Raw genomic sequence first — 19814 nt, forward strand, 5'->3', positions numbered from 1 at the left:
TGTTGTTTCTGCTAACCAATCGCGTAAACTAGACCGAAAACCATGGGGACAAACATCAAGTCCAGTTTTTTGCATATATTTTAACATGGACTTCTCAGCAAGGGGACCACGACCTGTTGCAGAAAAAAAGAAATCATTGCGAGATAGAAGACGCGCTTGTTTCAAAATTTCCAATGCTTCAGATGATAAAGGCACGCGAAATTCTGTTGTAGCATCACGCCTTCCTTTCATATTCTCAGCAGGAATAGTCCATACACTACCTTCAATCTGATCTTTATGGATATGACGCAAGGAATTGCTACGAACCCCTGTCAAAATAAGCAGACGCAAAGCCAATTGTGTTAGAGTTGGTGTTTTGCAAAGTGTTTTATAAAAATCCGGAACCTCTCTCCAATTCATTGCTGGTCTATTCGTAGCTTTATGACGTTGTTTCCCCAACAAAGCTTTTGCTTTTTCTGTTACCTGTAAATCAACATCCAATCCCATTGCAGCAGCATGTTTAAGGCAAATATTGAGGCGATTAAGAGCTTTCATAGCTGTTTTAGCTTTTGTATGCCAAATCGGTGCGAGTGTATTGCGTATATCGGTTTGGGTAATCTCTGAAACGGGGAGGCAGCCTAATTGGGGGAGAATATGAAGTTTTAAAGATGAAAACCACTCTCCATTTTTACCATCTCCTTTTAATTCAGCTTTACGAGTTTCAAAAGCATCCAAAGCAATATCTTTGAGATAATGGAGATTACGCATTGCTTCGCGTTTTTGTTTCTCACGTTCTTTAATGGGGTCACGACCTTCACGCAAAACAGAACGCCACCCAGTTGCCAATTCACGGGCTTGTTTTAAAGAGACATCTCTTAAGGCACCCAAGCCCATTTCACGACGCCGCCCGTGGATGGTATAGCGTAAAATCCACTGAGCACCACCATCTTTACGTTTGTGAAGTAGCAAGCCGGCACCATCATTATATTTACCAGCCCCCAATGTTGCGACAGCCCTTGCATTAAGACGATTCATTAAAGGCATTTTTACTCCTTTCTAAACGTTTTTTATCCACACGTTAATCCCACTTGTGATGTGCAAGGGGATGGTTTGGTTTGATTCATCATAAACAAGATTGAAATGAGAGAATCTTAGGGTATTATGAACTCTCATTCAACATGCAAAACAATGAATTATCGTTATAAATCAATATCTTGTCCTGTAAAAGCGGCGTCAGATTTTTTTGAAAATCCTGAAAGGGAAGCCGATTTTTTATCGCCTCTCCAACGGCGGCTTTAAAATCATCCAAAATATCATAGCCAACCGATTTTGCTACCGTAAAGGAAAAAGCATGTTCCTCCGGCGCTATATCGCGCCAATCAAAGCTTGGAACAATCTTTTTAGCTGCAAAATAACGCGTGACCTCTTTGGGAGCCGTTTTGAAAAGTTCCTCATCCATGGTGCCCAAGCCCACGTGCAATCATTTGCACCTTTGCCAAGCGTGCGGCTAATGCGTGATGATCCATTTGACCGAGCAATTCATCTAAACCTTTAAGGATATCCTCATAACTTTTCGCTTGTTCAACAAGCTTTTTAAAGGGCTTTAAAAGGGGTTCTAAATCCTCTTCCCAGTCCCTTAAAGCCTCCTCAGAAAGACGCTCTAATTCGTCGTGATGATCTCCACCCTGCTCTCCTCCACCCTTGCGCTCTCTTGTAAGAGAAACATCAAAAGCCCCACCACAATCGGCACAAACATCAGCCTTTTTGCTTTCCTCACCGCTCTCTTGTCTTGCCTCATCACCGATAATATGATCAGGGGCTTTTAAAATATCTTCCTCTTTTGTTGGTTGCGAAAAACCAATCTTATTGCGCACTTCTTGCGCTCCAACATGCAATCCCAAGGGCACCAGTTTTGCCAATGCATCACTCAAAGCTTTAATATCTTCATTTTCAGAGATTGGCCAATAGACAAGCGGGTAGCGCTCTTGGCGACCAAAATTAATATCAACAAATGGCACAATCAAATCACGATTAGCGGTAAGCGCCAATTGGCGTGCATCAGCTCTGGCAATATCATGGCGGACATTTTCATGAATACGCGCTTGCGAAAAGGACGAACCATCATCCGTCGTCATGGTTTGCCCTAAAACACCCTTAGAAATCTGCCGATCTAAATATTCAGCCTTAGAGGCAAAAACAGCATTGCCACTGCCCCCCGCTGCTTCAATAAATTCAATCTCCATTTCTTTAGGAATAATAGCCGCCGCATCACTGGATAAATCACGCACAGCCTGAATAAGCACCCGCCGCTCCTCATGGGAAGAGCTTGCTCCATATTTTCCCAAACGCAACGGCATGCCGTAAATTTCTAAAAAGGCCATCCAATCCTTTAAAGTATAAGACTTAAAAAGAAAGGCCCAAGCCGCAAGCCTAGCGAGCCCTGTACGGATCGGCAAACCGCTTTTAAGCTTTGGTCGATGAATGGAAAATTTATAAGCAGGCAATTCGCAACCATCTTGAGAGCCCTCTTCTTTTAAACGCAAATGAAAACCATCCCGTCTATCCAATTGGAAAAACCGCTGATCACGCCATTTCCATGCAATAGGCCACCATGCTTTAGCACTTTTATCCCACAAGGTTTCAACAATGGCATAGCCCTTGCCCAAAGCATCTAATAAATCCGTCACATAATCATCAACAAAGGTTGGCGCTTTAATCACTTCGTAAACAGCATCGGCAATCTTTTTGTCCAAAGCACTCTCACTTGCTGCAATCACCCCTGGTTCCACCCCTGTCAGAGCATTTTTACGCATGCCAAGCACGGCACGATAATGCAAATCACGCTCTTCCATTTCATCAGCAAGCTGGAAAAATTGTTCTGGAGTGCCTTGCGCTGCTTGTTGCAAAATATCGGCAAGTTGCAAGGGCGTAAGACCACTGACAAGGGTTTGTGACCAAACATCACGCACACCACCAATCGTTGGTGCCGCCACTTCCCGCTCCAACCCTTTAATGTTCAACGCCCTACCCCATTGGTCGACAAGTTTTACCATTTCACAATTTCCTCAATAAATCTTTGACCGCATTGTTGAAAAAAAGGGGGTTGAAAAGAGCGGGCTTTCCTCAAAACCATCAACAGCACGAACAGGTGTATAGTCGTAAATCTCAGGAGTTTGACGGCTAGCAAAATAAGCCAAAGCACAAGCAATCGCGCTATCCCCATGGCGCATAAAACCATCACTGCCTTTAAAACGATGAGTATCAGGAATTTTCACAATGCCATTCACATAAGCAAGGGCTTGATGATCAGCAACAATGTCACAATCGCGCGGCAAAACAATGGTGCCATCACCAAAAGCTTCTAAATAGGCGGGCATTTCTTTGCCATACCAACTTTGCGATAATTGCACTTCCTTTACACAAGCACCATAACGTTGTGCCGCTTTTTCTGCTAAATAAGCCCCATTGCCCCGTGCATCCAAAGCGCCCCCCAACAAACGCGGCAAACCACTCACCACATAAAATAAAATCTCTCTTTGTTGATCAAAGGGTGTATTGCGCAACTCCACCATAAACCGGACACGACGCACCAGATCTTGCCCAATTTCTAAAACCACAATCGAGGTTGCATCCCCAGATCTGGCAAAATCAACACCAAAAACATGTTGGCGCCGCCGATCAAGCCCAACATGAAGGGGCTTTAAATGCCCATCACACCAGTTAAGCGCCGCAACACTTCGTTGATAATCCGATTGATTTTTAAAAGCATCCACACAAGCAAAACGCAACACCGCAATATCAGGCGCACAACAATTTTCAATCTGTAAGCGCGTTAAAGCAGCCCCTTCTTGATCGGCAGGGATCGCATCCAATTCTTGCCGCATCGCAGAAAAACGCACCCCATAAGAGGCACGAATCTGCTGCTCCCATTGTTGCTCCGCCCTTGCACTCCACACCTCCCCCTTCATGGCACAGACCCGTTTAAACAAGCCATTTTTAACCGCCTCAACAAAGGGGTAACAATGCACGGAAAAAGGAACCTTCCCCGCCCTTGCCTCACGGATCAGTTCATTGAAAGGGTTCAACACGCCATTATGCGTGGAAATCACACGGATCTTACCACCCCAAATCAACAAAGCATTGACCGCATCTAAAACAGCCCGCACATCTTGATGAAAGGCTGCCTCATCAATCACCACAATCCCCTGCAACCCGCGAATATTTTCAGGGCGGCTTGAAAGCGCTTCAATGCGAAAACCAGAAGCAAAACGCACACGGTAAGCAGAAATATATTTTGTCGATCCATCCGCCTTTTGATCAGAAAATAAAAATTCCTCCACGTCACCACTATTGCTGGTAATAGCCCTTGCAAAATTGCTCACATAGCCAATAAATTCCCGCCCCTTTTCTTTGCTATCGCCAATGTAAAAAACATTATCGCCACCAGCTTCTCGCGTTGCTGCAGCAATCAGTGTATCATCTAAAGCTTCAGCAAAAGTAATACCGGTGCGCCGCCCCTTTTCAACCAGTTTTAACGGTGATTTATCTTCAATCCATGCCCGTTGATGTGCCATCAAAACACCATCCGCTAAAGGATCTTGCTCTTTTGGAAAAGCGCTTTCCTTCCAAACATCACAACCGCTTTGATGATCAGCATGTTTTTCTATGAAAGAGCACCCTTCAGCCATGTTTTATCCCCAACACTTGCGCACGAATGGCACGCGCTGTCTCTTTGGAAAATCCCGCCGCTGCCGCTGCCGCATCAACCGCTTTGCTCGCTTGGGTCGCAAAATCTTTCTCAAGCTTTTGCCGCCTAGTGGTCGACAAATGTTCCGCAGCCAACACACCCTTTAGTGCATTTGCCAACTCTTGTGCCGCTTTTGGTGAAAGGTTTTTCCCACTGCTTAATGTGGAAAAAATAAGCTCTTTAATCGCAGCTGCCGTCAAAAGCGTAATATTGTCACAAGCTTTAGCATCAAAGCGCTGCGAGAGACTGGCCGCTATTTCCCTTGTCTGTTCTAGGCGCCGTGACATCACAGCCAAACGCAAAGAATAACGATTAAAACTGGAAAAAGAAGGAATCGAAAAACTTAATCCCGTTTCCTTTTGTAAAGCCTTTAAAGCCGCTTTAAAGTCACTATAAATAGCCATTTGTGTCTTCTCACGCCCATTTAAAGCCTCAGCAGCCGCAGCAATAATCTGATCACAAGCTTGCGGCAATAAATCAATCGCCGTTAAGCGTCCACGCCCGACCTTGCGCATCCTTCACCTCATATTTTATTGATGTGCGTTTGGGCCGCTTAATCCCCTCAATAGAAAAGCTACGATCTAAATGACGCGCCCCTCGTTCTGTTAACGCCGCAAGAAAAACCGAATCCACCTGTTTTTTTAATGTGACAGCATCTTGCTCTTCCATCCAAGCCAATTCATTATGCACAAAATCTCGATCTCGTCTGATGCCATAACTGTATAAAAGCCGCTCAATCATCGCACTCGATAAAGTCTCACTGCGCTCACAAAGGAGCCCCTTTAAAATAATCAATCGCGCTTCTTCACGGATGATCTTATCCATATCTGCTTTCATTTTTTGGCATTCTCCAGTAAAAATTCTTGCAAGCGCTCACCAATCGCCGCCACCGGTTGCAACTGTGCAGAAAGGGTATTGAGACGACCATTTAACCGTTCCATATTCACTTCCAATCGTTGCAGTCCGTCGCGATCAGGCAAAAAATCTATCTCCGTTTCTAACTTTTGCACACGCTCCTTAAGCAGCACGAGGTCTTTCAACATTTCTCGCGTACCAGAAGAAAAATAGGCTTTCAAAACACCACAAATCGCTACAATCGACAGCAGTAAAGACAACCAGCCATTGGCAACACTAATATCCAAATTCACTTGAAATTCCCCTCCCTCTTGCTCAAAACCGCTCTCACTGCAGCAGCACGACGCTGTTCGCAGATCAATAAAGCCGCACGGTCACGCCCCCAATAATGCATCACTTCTCGTGTGTTCAAAGCACGCTCTGGAAGCAAAAGCGGGCGAGAACACGCACTTTGTGCAAGCGGCGGCAATGTAACCGATAAAAACCGATAAGAAAAATTACCCACCGGCTTGCTTGTTGAGCAACCGCACACGTTCAAGCTCAATACCACAGCCAGTAACCGGTAAAGTCCCATTTGCTGCCTCCATTTTTATAAGCTCTTGTCTCAAAGCTAAAATCGCCTTTTGCGCATGACTTTCAGCAGCATCTGCTGCTTGCCTCTGTTGTTCTTTCTCAAATTGTGCACGTGCTGAAACCTTGGCAATTTCCAACTGCCAATACAAATCACGCGCTTTTTCCGCTTTGAAAACTTGCGCTTTCATAAAGCCAAATTCCGCTAACAGCGCACTCATCAGAAAAACCATCCCAAAAGACAATTTTAAAAGAGGATTAAACATTGCGTTTATCCCCCCAATGCGCTCTCTCTCCCACATCATAAGAGCTGATAGGCCGTTTATTGGAATGCTTCCTATTGGAAAAATCCAACGAACCAAAACCGCGGTGCACACCCAAATTGCCAACAATAATCGCCACCATCGAAGGAATAGAAATGGCCGCCATATCAACAATGCGCGCCACACCTAACAAACCACCCAAAATGAGCAAAAAAATAACCGCCCAAGCAAACCAAAAAGACCACCATAAATAGAGTCTCGAACCACGATAGGTCGGCTTCATAGCTTCGCCTCGCAAAAAAGTCCCAAAAGCTTTTTGGCTCGCTTTAAATAAGCCAAACGTTGAACAAGACCGTTCCTTCCCCCATTAATCGCCTTAGTAATTCCTAGCAAATCATCTTGATCGGCTAACCTATTCAAGCCTCTCATCTGCCAAAACCAAATAGCCGACCAAAGCGCTGCTGGAAATTTTTCTACCATCTCTGGAAAAGCCTCACAATCAAGCGCTTGCGCGTCTACCGAACACCAAAACTGCGTAAAACGTTGATAATTCTTGCGCCCCGTCAATTGAATCAATCCACGCCCCTTAAAGCGCACCCCATCCCCTGGGCAAACATTGCCTAAATCTTTGCGCCCCTCATAAGCACGACCAGAAGCATATTCACACACCGTAAAAAAACCATCACTTTCATGGGCACATTGGCTTAGAAAATGCGCAATACGCAAGGGTGTTGTGAGTGCAGCATAGGATAAAGCTTCAGGCAATGCCCGTGCCATTTCCACAATAATAAAATCTTGGCGCGCATGATGCGCCAATCGAGGGGCAAGCTTATGAAGAAAAGAGCTATCTATTGAAACCATAACAAACCGCCGCATGCATAAAATCCATGCGCAGTTTATTGGATTCCTACCCGCAAAGATAAGTCTGACACTGTCAGTCAAACATCTCAATATTCATAAAAATCTGGAAACAATGAACCCTGTGGTTCTTGCAAAGAAATTTTCTTCTTCAAGCGGTAAGCTGTGCGCACATGCATGCCAGAAACAGCAGCCGCAGCATCCGCTGACCAGCCTTTTTGCAAGGCTTCTGCCATTTTTTGCCGCCGTTCAGCATCTCTGCCAAGGGGAATAAGAAGACGCACACCAGCACCGTTAAAACAAAAATGCTTGATCAGTTGCTCTGTTTCTTCAAGCCCTATAATCTCAACCAACCAATCAGCATTTTCAAGGCGCCCAGGAAGATAAACCTGTCGCCCACCAAAAGCCCGCATTATATTCCATGCCGCCTCATTGCCAGCAACAGCGGCTATTTCACGCAACAATGCTGGAAAATCACTATAAGCTTCCTCTTGCATGCGCACTTATCCCCCATAACCTTTCCTCCCGCGAATTTTCCGCCCCCAAACATTCATCACTTGTCTCAAAGCAAAAACATCCATCTCCCCTAAAGCCTTACCGCTCTCAGCCATAACACTTTGATGAAAAGCCTCACAGTCAAAGGAACCATGAGGATGCAAACGCTTCCATTGGGCACATAAAATCAAATATCCCGGTACTTTCTGCCCCAGTAGTTTCTGCAAAGAATCTTGAATCTTTTTCCCTTTCCAGTCAACCCCGCCCTCACGCTGCAACCAATTTTTTAACGCCTCAATAGCTTTTGCCGCATCATCGCCATCCCGTAAAAAACGAATATGATCAATGCCCGTTTGCCGTTTGACAAAGGCAAGCAACGCTTTGTCTGAACGATCACGGATAATGCCAAGATTCCATCCCGCAATCCATAAGGCCTGAAGCTTTTTGGCATATTTGCCCTCTAACCGTTTTCCATTTTCCTGAAAGCCGCACGCTCTCATCTCATCAACAACAAGACGCTGTTCTAAAACAGTTAAATCTTTCGCCGATTGCTTGCCTGTTAAGCGAAAAAGCAGGGCGCGATAGGTCTCATCATCAAGACCTAAAGCACGTTTGCCCATATGAAGAGCAGCCAAAGACATTTTCCCCCCTCCTCACGTCTTTGCCAAATCAATCGTGACAGGGTGCCAAGGGTGCTCCAAACTGTCCCGTTCATAAAAACGCACATATTCCTTACTGGTCGTCACACGGATTGCTTCACGAATTGCACGCATAGCTTGCTTCCAGCGAGGATCATCAATATCCAAACGCAACAGCATAAAGATTTCGCCACGATTGACTTTCCCTTCTTTATCGGTATTAAAAGCACGGGTAATAATAGCGCGGATTTCAGGACGCGCATTCGCAGACCATTCATTCAAACACTCATCAAGAAGGCTTTTGGCTATTTGCAATTGCGGACCAAAATCAACACTTTCTTGCACTTGCACCCGAATGCGTTGCAAACCATCAAAACTCTGGTAAGTACAATTGCCCTTTTTACCACGCCGCTCCACACCATATTCTTGCGCAAGTAAACTATCAAAGGCACTCAAATCCGCAATCGTATGATTGTTAAAACGTGCAACCCTTGCCGATAATTCTTTGGCAAAGCCCATAATTTTACGCACCGTTTCATCTTCTAATAAATCCGCAGGGCGGATTAAATTGACCGGCACCAAAGCCCCCTTTGCATCCTTCATATAATGCGTGCCTTCAAGCTCAATTCGTTGATTCATCATAAAAATCCTCCTTGTTTTTCTGAAAACGGCGAAACGGTACAACTTCACATGATTGCGGCTGGTACCCCGCCTTTATTTGCCAACGATACCGACAAAGTTCATGACCCAAAATGTGGTTATAGCGCGCTAAACGGCGCAAATAATCATTCAATTCTCGAACATCTTTCGCACTCAAAAAAATGCCTTCCAACTCATGCTTTAACAAAGCAGAACGCATGGCAACCAAACATTCACTGACCATATAGGGATTACGTTTCATGATTTGCCTCCTCCAAAATCTATAGGAATAACTGTACCTGTCTCATCTCTTGTTTTTGCCTCATCCCTCTTTGAAGAAGAATTTTGGCAACGGGCAAAAGAGTCCACCACTTGGCTTTCTAAAACCGCTTCTGCTTCGCTTAGACGGTGAATGCTCAATTCCAATTCAATGGATAACGCCAAATCAACACAGAGTTTAAGCTGGTCCCCAATCTCAAAACCACGTTGATAATCGTCATAAAGACCAACAAGCGTATCGGATAATTCTTTATCGCACAAAGGGATCATGCCAATTCCTCCACGTCACGGTTTTTCCATGCCGCTTTGACATGTTTAAGTGTGACCTCACACCCATCTCCAAGGGCTGCCATGCTCGCCAGCACCATGGTTTTGTCAATTTGCCGCAAAGCACCAGCTTTTAAACCAATCCCTGTCAGAAACTTAATCGCTCCAGCATCTTCAATCCCCCAATCATGGATGCGGGCAGCAATATCTTCACTATAGGGCTTACGGCGCTTCAAATGCATCGCCAAACGGCTTTTAATTTGCGCATAAGAGGGGCCATTTTGACGGTGAACCAAACGTCCAGAAATCTCATCATTGCCAACCAAAGCCAAGCCTGTACCATTGACATCAACAAAATGGCGCAATTGATTAATCGCCTCATCCGTTAAATTTTGTGCCTCATCAACAATCAGTAACGTCCCACCACCTACCCGCTCTAACTTCTTACCAATGGCGCGTGTTAAGCGGGTGGGATTATATTCCACCACTTCCAATTCCGCTGCCATATCATTCAAAATACCATGAACACTGCGCGTATGCGGGCTTGCTGTCACCAAATAAACATGCGGGCGCGTTGCACGGTAATGGCGGCATGTTTCCGTTTTGCCACTGCCCGCATCAAGCGTAATCATCACCATATCGCCCGTGCTTTGTGCCAGTGTTAAAGTATCAATGATTTCCTGCGCAATACGATTCCTCTGAAAGGCCGGCTTTTCAGGAATACGCTCCAAAAGCGCATCCACATCCTTTAAAGCCTCCACCCACTGTTGAACTTTTGTATTCTGCTTGCCCAATTGCCCCGCATAACTGCCCGCATACCATTGCGAAAATGTTCCATCCGGCATACCAATGCGCCGCGCAACTTCCGCCTTCGTCCAATCATTCATTTTCCCTATAGCTCTAACCGAATCCACAAGCGTATTCCATAAGGCAATATCATCACTGTTGCGGTTTGCTGCTATTTCAGGCTGGATTTTTGGGCGCGCCCAAGAATTTTTCTCAACTGTTGCATTTATCGCGTATTTCATCTATAATCCCCTCTCGTATTGATTTAGACTAATGAATGGGTAGGGTCGCAAACCTACCCATTTTTGTTTAACCTAAAGCCGTACGCGATACTCAACCGGCTCCCGACAAATCCCCCTCATCCTTTCGCACTTAAATCAGGGGAAAGTGAATCGCTTCTCACACCTTACCCGTTTTCGACAAGGCACCTTAAAGCTTTGCTGTATTGATTTTTGATCTGATCTATTGATTTTTGAGTTCGAATAGGCAGAGCTCCAACCTGCCTCTCATCTGTATTCTCATAAAGCCGTACGCAACACTCAACCGGCTCCCCTTTAAAAATTCTTCCCCCCTCCTTATCCTCTCATCTCATTCTGTGGACTTTGGAAATTTAATCACTTCACGCCCCCCATCACTGACAGAAAGCCGTCTCAAAGCCTTATGAAGATGTTGACTAAATTCTTCTTCTCCCAAAGCCTCATCTTCCTTCACTGTCAAAGCTAAATTCCCCACATTGTTTGTCACCAATCTCGTAACCTTTGCTTTGATAGGAGATTTGCGTTTTAACTCTTTGCCCTTTTGTTCAACGCAAGCATAAACATCAGCCAATTGATCAGGCGCAAGTTTGGCTGCCAACTGCTTTTCGGCTTTCACAGCCTTCACATATTCTTTACGCAAACGCCCATTCAAACGCGCCGCATGCTGGTCGTAAAAACCCACATCGCAAAGACAAGATGCCATGCAAATAAACCGATTGTTCAAATCATAAACCCGCAAATCCTGATGCAAATGATCCGGATCAAAGCGCACAACCACCTTCTGCCCCGCATATTCATTCAACGCACGGTCCCAGTAACGATTGCCATAAAAATGAATCTCGCCCGTGCCCTTTTGCGTACGCAGCGCTTCTGAAGTCAAAAGCCATAAAGCCCGTTGTGCCGCTGTTGCTTGCCGGATAATCGTCCCATCAGCTTTTAAGCTTTCTTCAAAGGTCACATCAAAACTGCGCCCCGCACAATTAACCGCCTTGCGCCCCGCTTGCTCATTATGCGCCATAATCTGCTCTCCAACATGGGCTTTAAATGCTTCAAAACTTACCGCACGCTTGCCATAATCCTCAGGCTTAGCATCCGGCTTATTGCCCGTATAAGCCCCCGCACAAAAAGGATGTTTCGAAATCCCCTCCGCCAAATCACGCCAAGCCCGTTCAATCGGTTTCGATTGCCCACTATAGGGCGTCGTCCATTGCAACTGCACACCCAAACTCGTCAAAAGCCCTTGCGGATCATCCGGCTTAATCTTAAAGCGAAAACGGTTTTGCACACCCCCAGAAATCCATTTGCTAGTAAAGGCGCGCCCATTATCCAAAGTCATACGCTCCGGTATCCCATAGGCTTCAACCATATCCCCAATCACCAAACGAACGATTTCCCAGCTTTCAACATCCGATAGGCGCCACGATAAAATCTTCCCTGAATAAAGATCTTGAATAGCTATCAAATAAAGACGCACAGGTCTTTGAGTCCAAGGCACAGTCACAAAAACATCCAACTTATGCCCATCCATATTCACCGCTTGCAAAGCATGCAAACTCGAGCGATCACGCCGTTGTGCTGGATAAAGCTTCTTCGCCTTTTCTTCCCCCTCACGCGCCAACACCACTGCCGCCTTGGAAACTTCTTTATGAAAACGGCGCCGCAAAGCCCGCTCTGAAGGAAGTGGTTCCCAGCCTCTCTCCCGCGCAATCACAACCATCCGCCGATAACATGCCGAAAAAGCAGGTTTAGAGGGACGTAAATAATCCGAACAGAGAACTTCCCAAGCTTCCTCATGACAGGGCGCAAATTGTGAAAAATTCTCCTCACCATAACAAGGTGCTAAAGCTGCAAGCCAATCTGGGCGTTCATAACCTTCCACCCTTTGCCACCAATGAAACAGTGACCGACAACTAATACCAAAGTGAACAGCTGTCCGTACCGCTCCATCATGCACGCCAAGACCTCCATGGAGCAAATCATCCATAAAACAAAGTGCCTTCAAACGCTCTTCACAACGCCTTTTATGCTCCTTTGAAAGTCCCTCATAACGCGCCCAAAGGTCTTCTTTTTGTCCATTACTCTCTACCTCTTGTGAAACACACCCCGCTCCAGTTCGCACCAACAAAGCCGCCCGCGCCTCCTCCGGTAATAAGGAGAGATGAATCTCGACAATGGGTCGAAACGCTCCTTTAACTTTGCGTATCAAGTCATTATGATGGCGCCATTTCGTCGATAAAATCCTGCGAAATCCACTTTTGCTCTTCGGCAAACTTGGCAAAGCCGCTTCAGCCAATTCAGCAATACTAAACCATTCCTTCATGGCTGCCCTCGTCTAATTCTCACAGGGGTTGCACGCATAACCTTTAACCGCGCCGCAATCTCCCGCTGTTCTTGCTGGAGCCGTGCAATCTCTGCCAAACGCGCTTCATCCCCTTGCAACAACAACAAACCATCTTCACGCACAACCTCATCCCAGAGCCAGAAGGCTTCCGTCGCCCGCACAAAGGCCTTAAAACGCGGTAGAGAAATATCCACCTGCTTACTCTCAGCAACATAAGCATCCAAACTCGCCTTACTCAAACAACCAATGCCCAAATAATGCGCCATACGTTCAGCAACCACGCTGCGTTCAAACCGGCATTCGCGCAAAGCCCGTGCCATGGCGCGCTTCATATGTGAGCGAAACCGCTCTAAATCAATTTGCGCAACCGGTTCGCGACAAGGAAAAACCGGCTTTTGGAAAAAATCAAGCTGCCCGCAATCATGTATCTTCATCATTGCACCTCCACCGCTTGCTTTTCTAAATAGTTGCAAAAACGCGCCCGCGTTTGCTCATTCGCCCTTTGCCACACCCCCAATAATTGGGCAAAAATCCGTTCCTGTTCATTGATTTGCGGGGGCGTATTAATGCCATTGACCAAATCAAAATCCCGCCGTAAATCCCCCCTCAACCTGTTGAAAAGCAACCGCCACCCGCCGTTGCGCCAACGGTTCCATCTTTGCTAACTTCAATAATTGTGCCTGATTATCCGCCAAGGCCGTTCCACGCAAAACCGACCGCAACTCCGGCTGTAAATACTGCGCAATCTTCGTTAAATAATGTACTGCGCGTTTCGACAAACCAATGCGATCCGCTACATGTTTAGCAAAAGGGTAAACTTTACCCAATTGCTCTTCATCATGCGATTGTGCAAACTTTGCACTATTGCTACTCCTTTGAGCAATTCGGTCAAGTTGACCGAATTCCTCCAAAGACCCATCATCTCCGATCAAAGGTGCAAGTTGCCCCTTTACCACTTTGTCCCTTTCACACGTGATTTCATTATCATTTGAAGAGACATTGTCACTGATTTGAGCAATTGGGGCAACTTGCACCAATTGCTCTTTTTTGCTTTTATGCTGGTTACTACCATCCCCACCACGCTTGATTTCCCCATACTCCTTCTTCCACAATTCGCGGTAAGTCTGGACAAACAAAGCACGGTCAATAACAAACAATTCATTGCGAAACAGATTTTCCGCAACCTCTAATAGAGCAGCATTCTCCTTATCCGCTTGCACTACAACCGCATCAATTTCGCTATAACCCAAAAGCGTAGCAGCCCGTAATCGGTGCGCTCCGGCAATAAGCGTATAATTGCCCTCCTTGGCATTAGGCGTATGACGCACGGTAATTGGGTTCATCAACCCTTCTCGCGCTATCGATTGCGCAAGAGCCTTAGCATGCTCATCATCCACAGGGCGAATACGCTCCGGCACAACAATCACATCAAGAGAAAGTCTTTGAAACTGTGCCATCACCCCGCCGCCTTTCTCATTTCTTTAAAAAACAAATCCATCGCACGGCACAGCCCATCTTTGATAAGCTCTAGCAAAAACAGGATCGTTCAAACGACGACTAATCACTTGAAGAGACAAAGATATAGAAGTCCGCTGCCGTGCCTGTATGGCAACAATACGCCGCCGCGGCACTTCAAACTGATAATGCAAAATATGAATAACAATCTGCCGCGCTAATGCCGCATCAAACAAACCATGCGGCGGATCAATAATATACCGGATCGGTAGATGCCTAAAGCCTCCATTCACCGCCTTAAAACAACAAGCAAGCATCTTTTCTAATCGTTCAACCTCTGAATAAGGATTGACGATTTCTCTTTTTGCCTCTGGGGTCCATAAATTACAAGCTGCAACCATAACACCCCCCTCTAAAGAAAACCTGCTGACCACCTAAGCGCCAAAACAAACCCATCCAAACGGCCGTTTGACCATGCAACTCTCTGCAATTTATCTTGCCTATTTCGTATTGATGTTTAGACATTGATAACTCTTTTTATCTTATGATATTTAAATTCATGGGAAATGCGTAAAACACACGCACAACCTTGCAACAAAGTTCAAGCGGCATTACCGCGCAATGTGGAATGTGCACTCAAATCCGTATTGGCATGTTTTGCTGCTTTAAAAATGCGACGGCTCGTTTTAGGGTATCGGTCGCTAAAAACCTGCTCGACGGGCAAGCCGATAAAATCGGCAATGGCACGTTCGGCTTTTTCATTGGGCCGTGTCCAAATGTTTTTGACACTGGACGACGGGATTTGATAAACTTTCGTGAGTTCCGCCAAGGTCATATTACGGCGGCGTAGCTCAGCTAAAATACTATGGCGATCCCATACTTGTGTGAGAGTCATAACTTTCGCTCCTGCTTGAAACGGATGCCGCAAACATCCGTCTTTTGTGGGGTTCTTTGTGTAATAACTGTCTTTTTTAACAGACGGTAATATGAGGTATACGGCCTAAATAGGCTTTTGTAAATACCCAAATGTCATTTGGAGTAATTTTTTTTGGCACGCCCTGAAAAAGAACCTACAACAGAACTGGCAAAACGATTGCGTGAAATACGGCACACCCTTGGTTTCACGGAGCGCAAACAATTTGCTAAACATTTTGATATTCCCGAAACAACTATGCGCAATTATGAAACGGGTCTACGAGAGCCCCCATCATCTATACTGCGAATATATAAAGATCGTTGTGGAATATCCTTAGATTGGCTTGTTACTGGTGAAGGTGAAATGTTCAGTGACATGGCAAAAGCGAAAGCAGCAGGTTTTAAAGCACCTACCATCCCTACTGGACTCATGAAAAAGCTCGGTCGCATAGCTTATACAACCTATCGCGACGCAAAAATAAAACTCCCCCCTGAAGATATAGCGGAATTAGCGGCAGAGCTTTATAGAAAGTTGCAAGAGCTTGTTCAAAACATCAATGACCCAGAAGAAGTCGAAGCGACTTTTCCTCTTCTAAAATTACATTTAAAGCGACAAATTGAAGCTGAAAAAGCACATCTAACAACCACACAAAATATGGCCTAATGTCCCTTTAAAAGGAAAAATGTAGACGCGTTTCTCCTTACATTAATAAAATAAATTAACTTATTGTTTTCAAAAGATTATATGAGATAAAAATAGAAATGCGTCATACGGCGCATTTCTATTTTGCTTTTTTGGTCATTTTGGGCTGATTTTGAAGGTGATTACACTTTTTGCTTCATTTTTTTCAAAGGGTCTTCAAAGCTGGTTTTCTGAACTTTCACAGCCTTTTCTTATTTTTAGTACAAAATTCTAATTTTTGGCATTTTTCGTTCTTTTTGCAATTTTTAGGTATCAAAATTCATTTTGGATGGAACACACATTGAAGAATGAAAAATAACTAATAAAAGAAATAAGTTATCAAATATTTCTTCCTGACTCTACCTCTTCTCATTTAGCGCAAATCCTACCATCAAACCACATGTATCAACATACCCTCTATCTGACATTGTATCAATATATTCACCAAGAATATGTTTTTTCAAAACAGAATCAAGAGGTAATAATTTTAATATATCAATCGGAGTGGTTTGAGTTTCTAGCACATATGAGCAAACATGGCTAATAAAAGATGCCCTTTATAGATCACACTACTTTCAGTAAAAATCGATACATTGTATTAGAAAATCTTTATTTAACTAATACGGACTATATTCCTTATCAGTATTTTTATAAGAAACCCCATATCACGAATAAATAGCGCTCCATACCGATTTAAAAAAAATGAACGATATGGCTGGGTAATTCGACCATAGCCAACCATTCCTCCACTGCTTGACAGCCATTAACTTTAACAGCACATACTTTAGCAGCACAGCCTCTGCTTCAGCAACATAAATATCACCTTAATTTAAATTACCTGCTTACAATTTTTCACGTTCAGCACCAGTCATGTAATCATCAGGCATTCTTTTTATAAAAAATCCCTTACCATAGTAGATGTTAACATACTTAATCTAATGATCGAATATTGTTGACAAACTATAATTTACTTGTTACCGGCCCCATCCATAATGTGCTCTAATCTTTACGCATAATAGTCAATCATTAGTTTAAATAAAATAATTTATGAGTTTAAAGGAGTTTGTTTCGTGAAACATATTATTTTAGCTGCAACCTTGTTTTCTCTCCTATCTCCAATGAACAGCTAGTGCACTGCCGGTAGGAAATGGGTAGGGAAGTAAAACTGATCAGTTGATAGAAAAGATGGCAAAACAAGGTAATCTTGGAAAGCGGGAGAGAGAAATTCTTAAAAAAATTATTGTTCCTAAAAGGAGAAACCTCTTTTCATATAGAACGGACAGATTCCAAATTCAAAAGCGTAATCGTTCGCTTCTTTTAGCTATGGGATTGAGAAATTCTTGTCGTGATCTTGATCCGAAACAGCACAGTGGTTACAATTGGATGTCATGTTCCATTAATTAAAATGAGTAAATAAAGATAATTTTGATAAGAAGAGCGCATCTTATTGCATAAGGTGCGTATCTTTTCAAAGTGGCACTTTTATTTTTAGCGATTTAAGTTTTAGAAAAACATCTTGGATATGATATTTTCTAAATATGTTGGCTATGATAGCAGTCCGTGTTGACAAAAGTGATAAAACTATAGTTCTTTGGTAAATTAAAGCAGGGAGGATTTTTTCATCTTTTAATTCTTTTGTTAGAAAATTTTATTTTGGGCACAGCAAAACTTTGTTCTTTTCTCTTTTTAAAATAGGTTCTTTTTCTTATTTATAAAGAATAGCAAAAATGATTGATGCATTGAGGGATATTTTAAAAAACTCTGCTAAAATCATCAAAAATGCCTATTTACTTTACAAAAAGCGTATCTTCTTCACGCTAAGAAAACGTAGGAAATCTCTTTTACGATAAGAAAAACATTTTTGGAAAGATAGACAATGTGCAAACCAGCCAAAGTCTTTCTAAAATGAACATTTTAAAAGCTTTTAAAGAACCGTTGGCACTCTCTTCACAGTAAACAGAGAGTTCTCAATACATGGATCTACTCATCAATGAACCCGAACCATATTGCATAATAAAGACTCGACAAGTGCATTAGAGCTTATATGTTTAGGCATAAAGGGAAATGAGAGCAGCTAAAAAAGACAAGTAACAAAATGTCCTTTTCGTTTCATGCAGTAGAGAGCAAGAGTTAAATAATAAGCATTACTTTGCAAATTTCTGATACAGTGTGCTTTTTCTCTCATGCTTTCAGTAAGAAGCAAATTTTATTATAATTTACTGCGGATTACAAAAACTTGTGTATCTTATTCCAATAAGATCAAGATTTTTAATATTAAAAAGTTTTTTCTATCTCTCCATTATAAGCTTTAACGTGAAGAGTTTTTCTTTTCATATCTATAAGATAATAATCTCTATTGCAGAATGCACCAGCTGTGTAAACATGAATTTTCCCAAAGACTTCACCATTTTTGCGCAGAAACAGAATTGATAATGGATATATCTCGTTAAGATTGCTTTGACATTATAGGGAGTCATGATTGACTTAAATAAAACCTAATCCCTAGTTTTTTACGAGAAAAAAAGAACTCACCATCAATAGATGCCACACGAGTATCATGAAAATTGATGATTGTCACGTTACCTCTCTCATCAACAACTGCTAAATCTTCTTTAAGCTCATCCAAAAATTTATTGATTTTTCATCTCCATAAACGATCCCCCAAGCATACCGTATAATTTCGATAATTATAAAGTTACAGAGAGTGAGGATCTCCACAGTCCCCAAAATAACTTAAGCTCTCCTTGAGAGTATGAATATTTCCACTCGAAACAGGAAATGAACTTTCACGAATATCTGTACTAAAATAACAGAACAGACTACGATGTTTTTGATTTCAGGCACCATTCTTAAAATGGCACTTATAGCACACACATCGTTATAAAAATTGAATGCTTCAGGATTGTACACTTACTAATATTCTTAGCAGAATGGTGATTGCCTAACTCCTCATAGAGAAGTGCGCCGAGGTTTTTATAGATATTTTGATAATCGTCATAGTTTTTTGTTGACCAAGCTGTGTCAAGTGAGCCTTAACAATATGAAAAACAACCTTCTACTCTTTTATCACATTGGCAACCTACTCATTTATCTTGAACCATACCCCCTATTTGGTACTCCATTGGGATCACCAGAGTTTAAACGTCATGGTTGCGGTTTAAGCATAATGATCGTGATATATGTTTTGCAAGAAATTTTTCTTTTATAGACCAATTTATTAACGCACTCTGAAGCCTTTCATCTTTTGTTTTTTCAGAACAAAATAATGATGATGACAACCATATATTCAACTTTATATCTCATAAATGAATATCATAAAAACATTATGTATTTTAACGTAAAGTTTCTGAAAAACAATATTTCTTCAAAGAAAGGTACATAAATATCAAGCTTTGTTCTTGAAGCATTTCATTGGTTAAGAGTGTAAGCTAGAGATGCGTCTGTTTCAAAGACATATGATGAAACAACCGGTTATCAGAAAGCGAACCTTTAAAGAGAACCTAGCAATTGTCGGTATTTTATAAAATAAAAGCGAATATTAGGATATACCTAAGCAGTCAGCACCTGTAAGGAAAAACTAAAATACATTTAATATTTTTTTATACATCAGTTAATAAAAATAAATTATTTAAAATATTAAATAATGTTATACAAATAAAATACAAAAAATTAAATTTAATAAATACAGTTTGCAATAAATATAAACAGTTACAATCATTTAGTATTAATTACTTTTAAATTTGACAATGAAGCAAAAACATCTTACCCAAATGATACGCAGTCAATAT

Annotated in this window: 23 protein-coding genes and 2 pseudogenes; 2 read left to right on the plus strand and 23 right to left on the minus strand. The window is 42.8% G+C overall.

Going from position 1 to position 19814, the window contains the following annotated elements; all coding sequences use genetic code 11:
- The 23 genes and pseudogenes from AC0QT4_RS05250 to AC0QT4_RS05360 form a co-directional block, all read right to left on the minus strand.
- Window positions 1-1023, minus strand: a 1023-nt coding sequence (locus tag AC0QT4_RS05250) for a tyrosine-type recombinase/integrase (protein WP_473200669.1), incomplete at its 3' end; no start/stop codon positions are given.
- Between the two features lie 169 nt (window positions 1024-1192).
- Window positions 1193-1438, minus strand: a pseudogene (locus AC0QT4_RS05255) (phage head morphogenesis protein); the annotation flags it as partial.
- On the minus strand, window positions 1431-3032 hold the full coding sequence (locus AC0QT4_RS05260) for a DUF935 domain-containing protein (protein WP_473200670.1): 1602 nt from the start codon (window positions 3030-3032) through the stop codon (window positions 1431-1433). The gene AC0QT4_RS05260 and the pseudogene AC0QT4_RS05255, both read right to left, overlap by 8 nt.
- Before the next feature lie 12 nt (window positions 3033-3044).
- Window positions 3045-4667, minus strand: coding sequence for a hypothetical protein (locus AC0QT4_RS05265; protein ID WP_473200671.1), 1623 nt, complete (start codon window positions 4665-4667; stop codon window positions 3045-3047).
- Window positions 4660-5241, minus strand: a complete 582-nt coding sequence (locus tag AC0QT4_RS05270; RefSeq protein WP_473200672.1) for a phage protein Gp27 family protein — start codon at window positions 5239-5241, stop codon at window positions 4660-4662. Before AC0QT4_RS05270 ends, AC0QT4_RS05265 begins: the two co-directional genes overlap by 8 nt.
- A complete protein-coding gene (locus AC0QT4_RS05275; protein WP_473200673.1) occupies window positions 5204-5563 on the minus strand; it encodes a VpaChn25_0724 family phage protein in 360 nt (119 codons plus the stop codon). Before AC0QT4_RS05275 ends, AC0QT4_RS05270 begins: the two co-directional genes overlap by 38 nt.
- Window positions 5560-5874 (minus strand): DUF2730 family protein, encoded by a 315-nt coding sequence (locus AC0QT4_RS05280; RefSeq protein WP_473200674.1) that lies wholly within the window; start codon window positions 5872-5874, stop codon window positions 5560-5562. The genes AC0QT4_RS05275 and AC0QT4_RS05280 overlap by 4 nt, the downstream gene beginning before the upstream one ends.
- Window positions 5871-6086 carry a hypothetical protein gene (locus AC0QT4_RS05285; protein ID WP_473200675.1) on the minus strand — a complete coding sequence of 72 codons (216 nt, stop codon included), beginning with the start codon at window positions 6084-6086 and terminating at the stop codon, window positions 5871-5873. The genes AC0QT4_RS05280 and AC0QT4_RS05285 overlap by 4 nt, the downstream gene beginning before the upstream one ends.
- Window positions 6079-6417, minus strand: a complete 339-nt coding sequence (locus AC0QT4_RS05290; RefSeq protein WP_473200676.1) for a hypothetical protein — start codon at window positions 6415-6417, stop codon at window positions 6079-6081. The genes AC0QT4_RS05285 and AC0QT4_RS05290 overlap by 8 nt, the downstream gene beginning before the upstream one ends.
- The gene (locus AC0QT4_RS05295; protein ID WP_473200677.1) at window positions 6410-6697 is read right to left on the minus strand and encodes a hypothetical protein; all 288 of its coding nucleotides are present in this window, start codon (window positions 6695-6697) and stop codon (window positions 6410-6412) included. Before AC0QT4_RS05295 ends, AC0QT4_RS05290 begins: the two co-directional genes overlap by 8 nt.
- Entirely contained in the window at window positions 6694-7290 is a 597-nt protein-coding gene (locus AC0QT4_RS05300; protein WP_473200678.1) for a glycoside hydrolase family 19 protein, read from the minus strand. Before AC0QT4_RS05300 ends, AC0QT4_RS05295 begins: the two co-directional genes overlap by 4 nt.
- Before the next feature lie 71 nt (window positions 7291-7361).
- Window positions 7362-7769: a helix-turn-helix domain-containing protein gene (locus tag AC0QT4_RS05305; protein WP_473200726.1), complete on the minus strand. Its 408-nt coding sequence runs from the start codon at window positions 7767-7769 to the stop codon at window positions 7362-7364.
- A gap of 6 nt (window positions 7770-7775) precedes the next feature.
- Entirely contained in the window at window positions 7776-8408 is a 633-nt protein-coding gene (locus AC0QT4_RS05310) for a regulatory protein GemA (protein ID WP_473200679.1), read from the minus strand.
- 12 nt (window positions 8409-8420) lie between these two features.
- On the minus strand, window positions 8421-9044 hold the full coding sequence (locus AC0QT4_RS05315) for a DUF3164 family protein (protein WP_473200727.1): 624 nt from the start codon (window positions 9042-9044) through the stop codon (window positions 8421-8423).
- Window positions 9028-9306 (minus strand): hypothetical protein, encoded by a 279-nt coding sequence (locus AC0QT4_RS05320; RefSeq protein ID WP_473200680.1) that lies wholly within the window; start codon window positions 9304-9306, stop codon window positions 9028-9030. Before AC0QT4_RS05320 ends, AC0QT4_RS05315 begins: the two co-directional genes overlap by 17 nt.
- Window positions 9303-9593 (minus strand): hypothetical protein, encoded by a 291-nt coding sequence (locus AC0QT4_RS05325; RefSeq protein WP_473200681.1) that lies wholly within the window; start codon window positions 9591-9593, stop codon window positions 9303-9305. Before AC0QT4_RS05325 ends, AC0QT4_RS05320 begins: the two co-directional genes overlap by 4 nt.
- Window positions 9590-10618: an AAA family ATPase gene (locus AC0QT4_RS05330; RefSeq protein ID WP_473200682.1), complete on the minus strand. Its 1029-nt coding sequence runs from the start codon at window positions 10616-10618 to the stop codon at window positions 9590-9592. The genes AC0QT4_RS05325 and AC0QT4_RS05330 overlap by 4 nt, the downstream gene beginning before the upstream one ends.
- Window positions 10619-10964: 346 nt before the next feature.
- Window positions 10965-12953: a transposase domain-containing protein gene (locus tag AC0QT4_RS05335; RefSeq protein ID WP_473200683.1), complete on the minus strand. Its 1989-nt coding sequence runs from the start codon at window positions 12951-12953 to the stop codon at window positions 10965-10967.
- Entirely contained in the window at window positions 12950-13408 is a 459-nt protein-coding gene (locus AC0QT4_RS05340; protein WP_473200728.1) for a hypothetical protein, read from the minus strand. Before AC0QT4_RS05340 ends, AC0QT4_RS05335 begins: the two co-directional genes overlap by 4 nt.
- On the minus strand, window positions 13408-13554 hold the full coding sequence (locus AC0QT4_RS05345; protein ID WP_473200684.1) for a hypothetical protein: 147 nt from the start codon (window positions 13552-13554) through the stop codon (window positions 13408-13410). Before AC0QT4_RS05345 ends, AC0QT4_RS05340 begins: the two co-directional genes overlap by 1 nt.
- A gap of 1 nt (window position 13555) precedes the next feature.
- Window positions 13556-14431 (minus strand): ParB/RepB/Spo0J family partition protein, encoded by an 876-nt coding sequence (locus AC0QT4_RS05350; RefSeq protein WP_473200685.1) that lies wholly within the window; start codon window positions 14429-14431, stop codon window positions 13556-13558.
- Window positions 14431-14830, minus strand: a pseudogene (locus tag AC0QT4_RS05355) (hypothetical protein). Before AC0QT4_RS05355 ends, AC0QT4_RS05350 begins: the two are co-directional and overlap by 1 nt.
- 200 nt (window positions 14831-15030) lie before the next feature.
- Window positions 15031-15324: a helix-turn-helix domain-containing protein gene (locus tag AC0QT4_RS05360; protein ID WP_473200729.1), complete on the minus strand. Its 294-nt coding sequence runs from the start codon at window positions 15322-15324 to the stop codon at window positions 15031-15033.
- 153 nt (window positions 15325-15477) lie between these two features.
- On the opposite strand from AC0QT4_RS05360, the gene AC0QT4_RS05365 reads away from it, so the two are divergent.
- Both AC0QT4_RS05365 and AC0QT4_RS05370 read left to right on the plus strand, forming a co-directional pair.
- Window positions 15478-16008: a helix-turn-helix domain-containing protein gene (locus tag AC0QT4_RS05365; protein ID WP_473200686.1), complete on the plus strand. Its 531-nt coding sequence runs from the start codon at window positions 15478-15480 to the stop codon at window positions 16006-16008.
- Window positions 16009-17199: 1191 nt separating this feature from the next.
- Window positions 17200-17430 (plus strand): hypothetical protein, encoded by a 231-nt coding sequence (locus AC0QT4_RS05370; protein ID WP_473200687.1) that lies wholly within the window; start codon window positions 17200-17202, stop codon window positions 17428-17430.
- Window positions 17431-19814: the final 2384 nt, after the last annotated feature.

It is taken from the genome of Bartonella sp. EBT8 (assembly GCF_055796165.1).

Bases quoted from the DNA above. Each gene is read 5' to 3' on its own strand.
- AC0QT4_RS05260 (WP_473200670.1), bottom strand. From the start codon at position 3,032: ATGGTAAAACTTGTCGACCAATGGGGTAGGGCGTTGAACATTAAAGGG.
- AC0QT4_RS05265 (WP_473200671.1), bottom strand. From the start codon at position 4,667: ATGGCTGAAGGGTGCTCTTTCATAGAAAAACATGCTGATCATCAAAGC.
- AC0QT4_RS05270 (WP_473200672.1), bottom strand. From the start codon at position 5,241: ATGCGCAAGGTCGGGCGTGGACGCTTAACGGCGATTGATTTATTGCCG.
- AC0QT4_RS05275 (WP_473200673.1), bottom strand. From the start codon at position 5,563: ATGAAAGCAGATATGGATAAGATCATCCGTGAAGAAGCGCGATTGATT.
- AC0QT4_RS05290 (WP_473200676.1), bottom strand. From the start codon at position 6,417: ATGTTTAATCCTCTTTTAAAATTGTCTTTTGGGATGGTTTTTCTGATG.
- AC0QT4_RS05295 (WP_473200677.1), bottom strand. From the start codon at position 6,697: ATGAAGCCGACCTATCGTGGTTCGAGACTCTATTTATGGTGGTCTTTT.
- AC0QT4_RS05300 (WP_473200678.1), bottom strand. From the start codon at position 7,290: ATGCGGCGGTTTGTTATGGTTTCAATAGATAGCTCTTTTCTTCATAAG.
- AC0QT4_RS05305 (WP_473200726.1), bottom strand. From the start codon at position 7,769: ATGCAAGAGGAAGCTTATAGTGATTTTCCAGCATTGTTGCGTGAAATA.
- AC0QT4_RS05310 (WP_473200679.1), bottom strand. From the start codon at position 8,408: ATGTCTTTGGCTGCTCTTCATATGGGCAAACGTGCTTTAGGTCTTGAT.
- AC0QT4_RS05315 (WP_473200727.1), bottom strand. From the start codon at position 9,044: ATGAATCAACGAATTGAGCTTGAAGGCACGCATTATATGAAGGATGCA.
- AC0QT4_RS05320 (WP_473200680.1), bottom strand. From the start codon at position 9,306: ATGAAACGTAATCCCTATATGGTCAGTGAATGTTTGGTTGCCATGCGT.
- AC0QT4_RS05325 (WP_473200681.1), bottom strand. From the start codon at position 9,593: ATGATCCCTTTGTGCGATAAAGAATTATCCGATACGCTTGTTGGTCTT.
- AC0QT4_RS05330 (WP_473200682.1), bottom strand. From the start codon at position 10,618: ATGAAATACGCGATAAATGCAACAGTTGAGAAAAATTCTTGGGCGCGC.
- AC0QT4_RS05335 (WP_473200683.1), bottom strand. From the start codon at position 12,953: ATGAAGGAATGGTTTAGTATTGCTGAATTGGCTGAAGCGGCTTTGCCA.
- AC0QT4_RS05340 (WP_473200728.1), bottom strand. From the start codon at position 13,408: ATGAAGATACATGATTGCGGGCAGCTTGATTTTTTCCAAAAGCCGGTT.
- AC0QT4_RS05350 (WP_473200685.1), bottom strand. From the start codon at position 14,431: ATGGCACAGTTTCAAAGACTTTCTCTTGATGTGATTGTTGTGCCGGAG.
- AC0QT4_RS05360 (WP_473200729.1), bottom strand. From the start codon at position 15,324: ATGACTCTCACACAAGTATGGGATCGCCATAGTATTTTAGCTGAGCTA.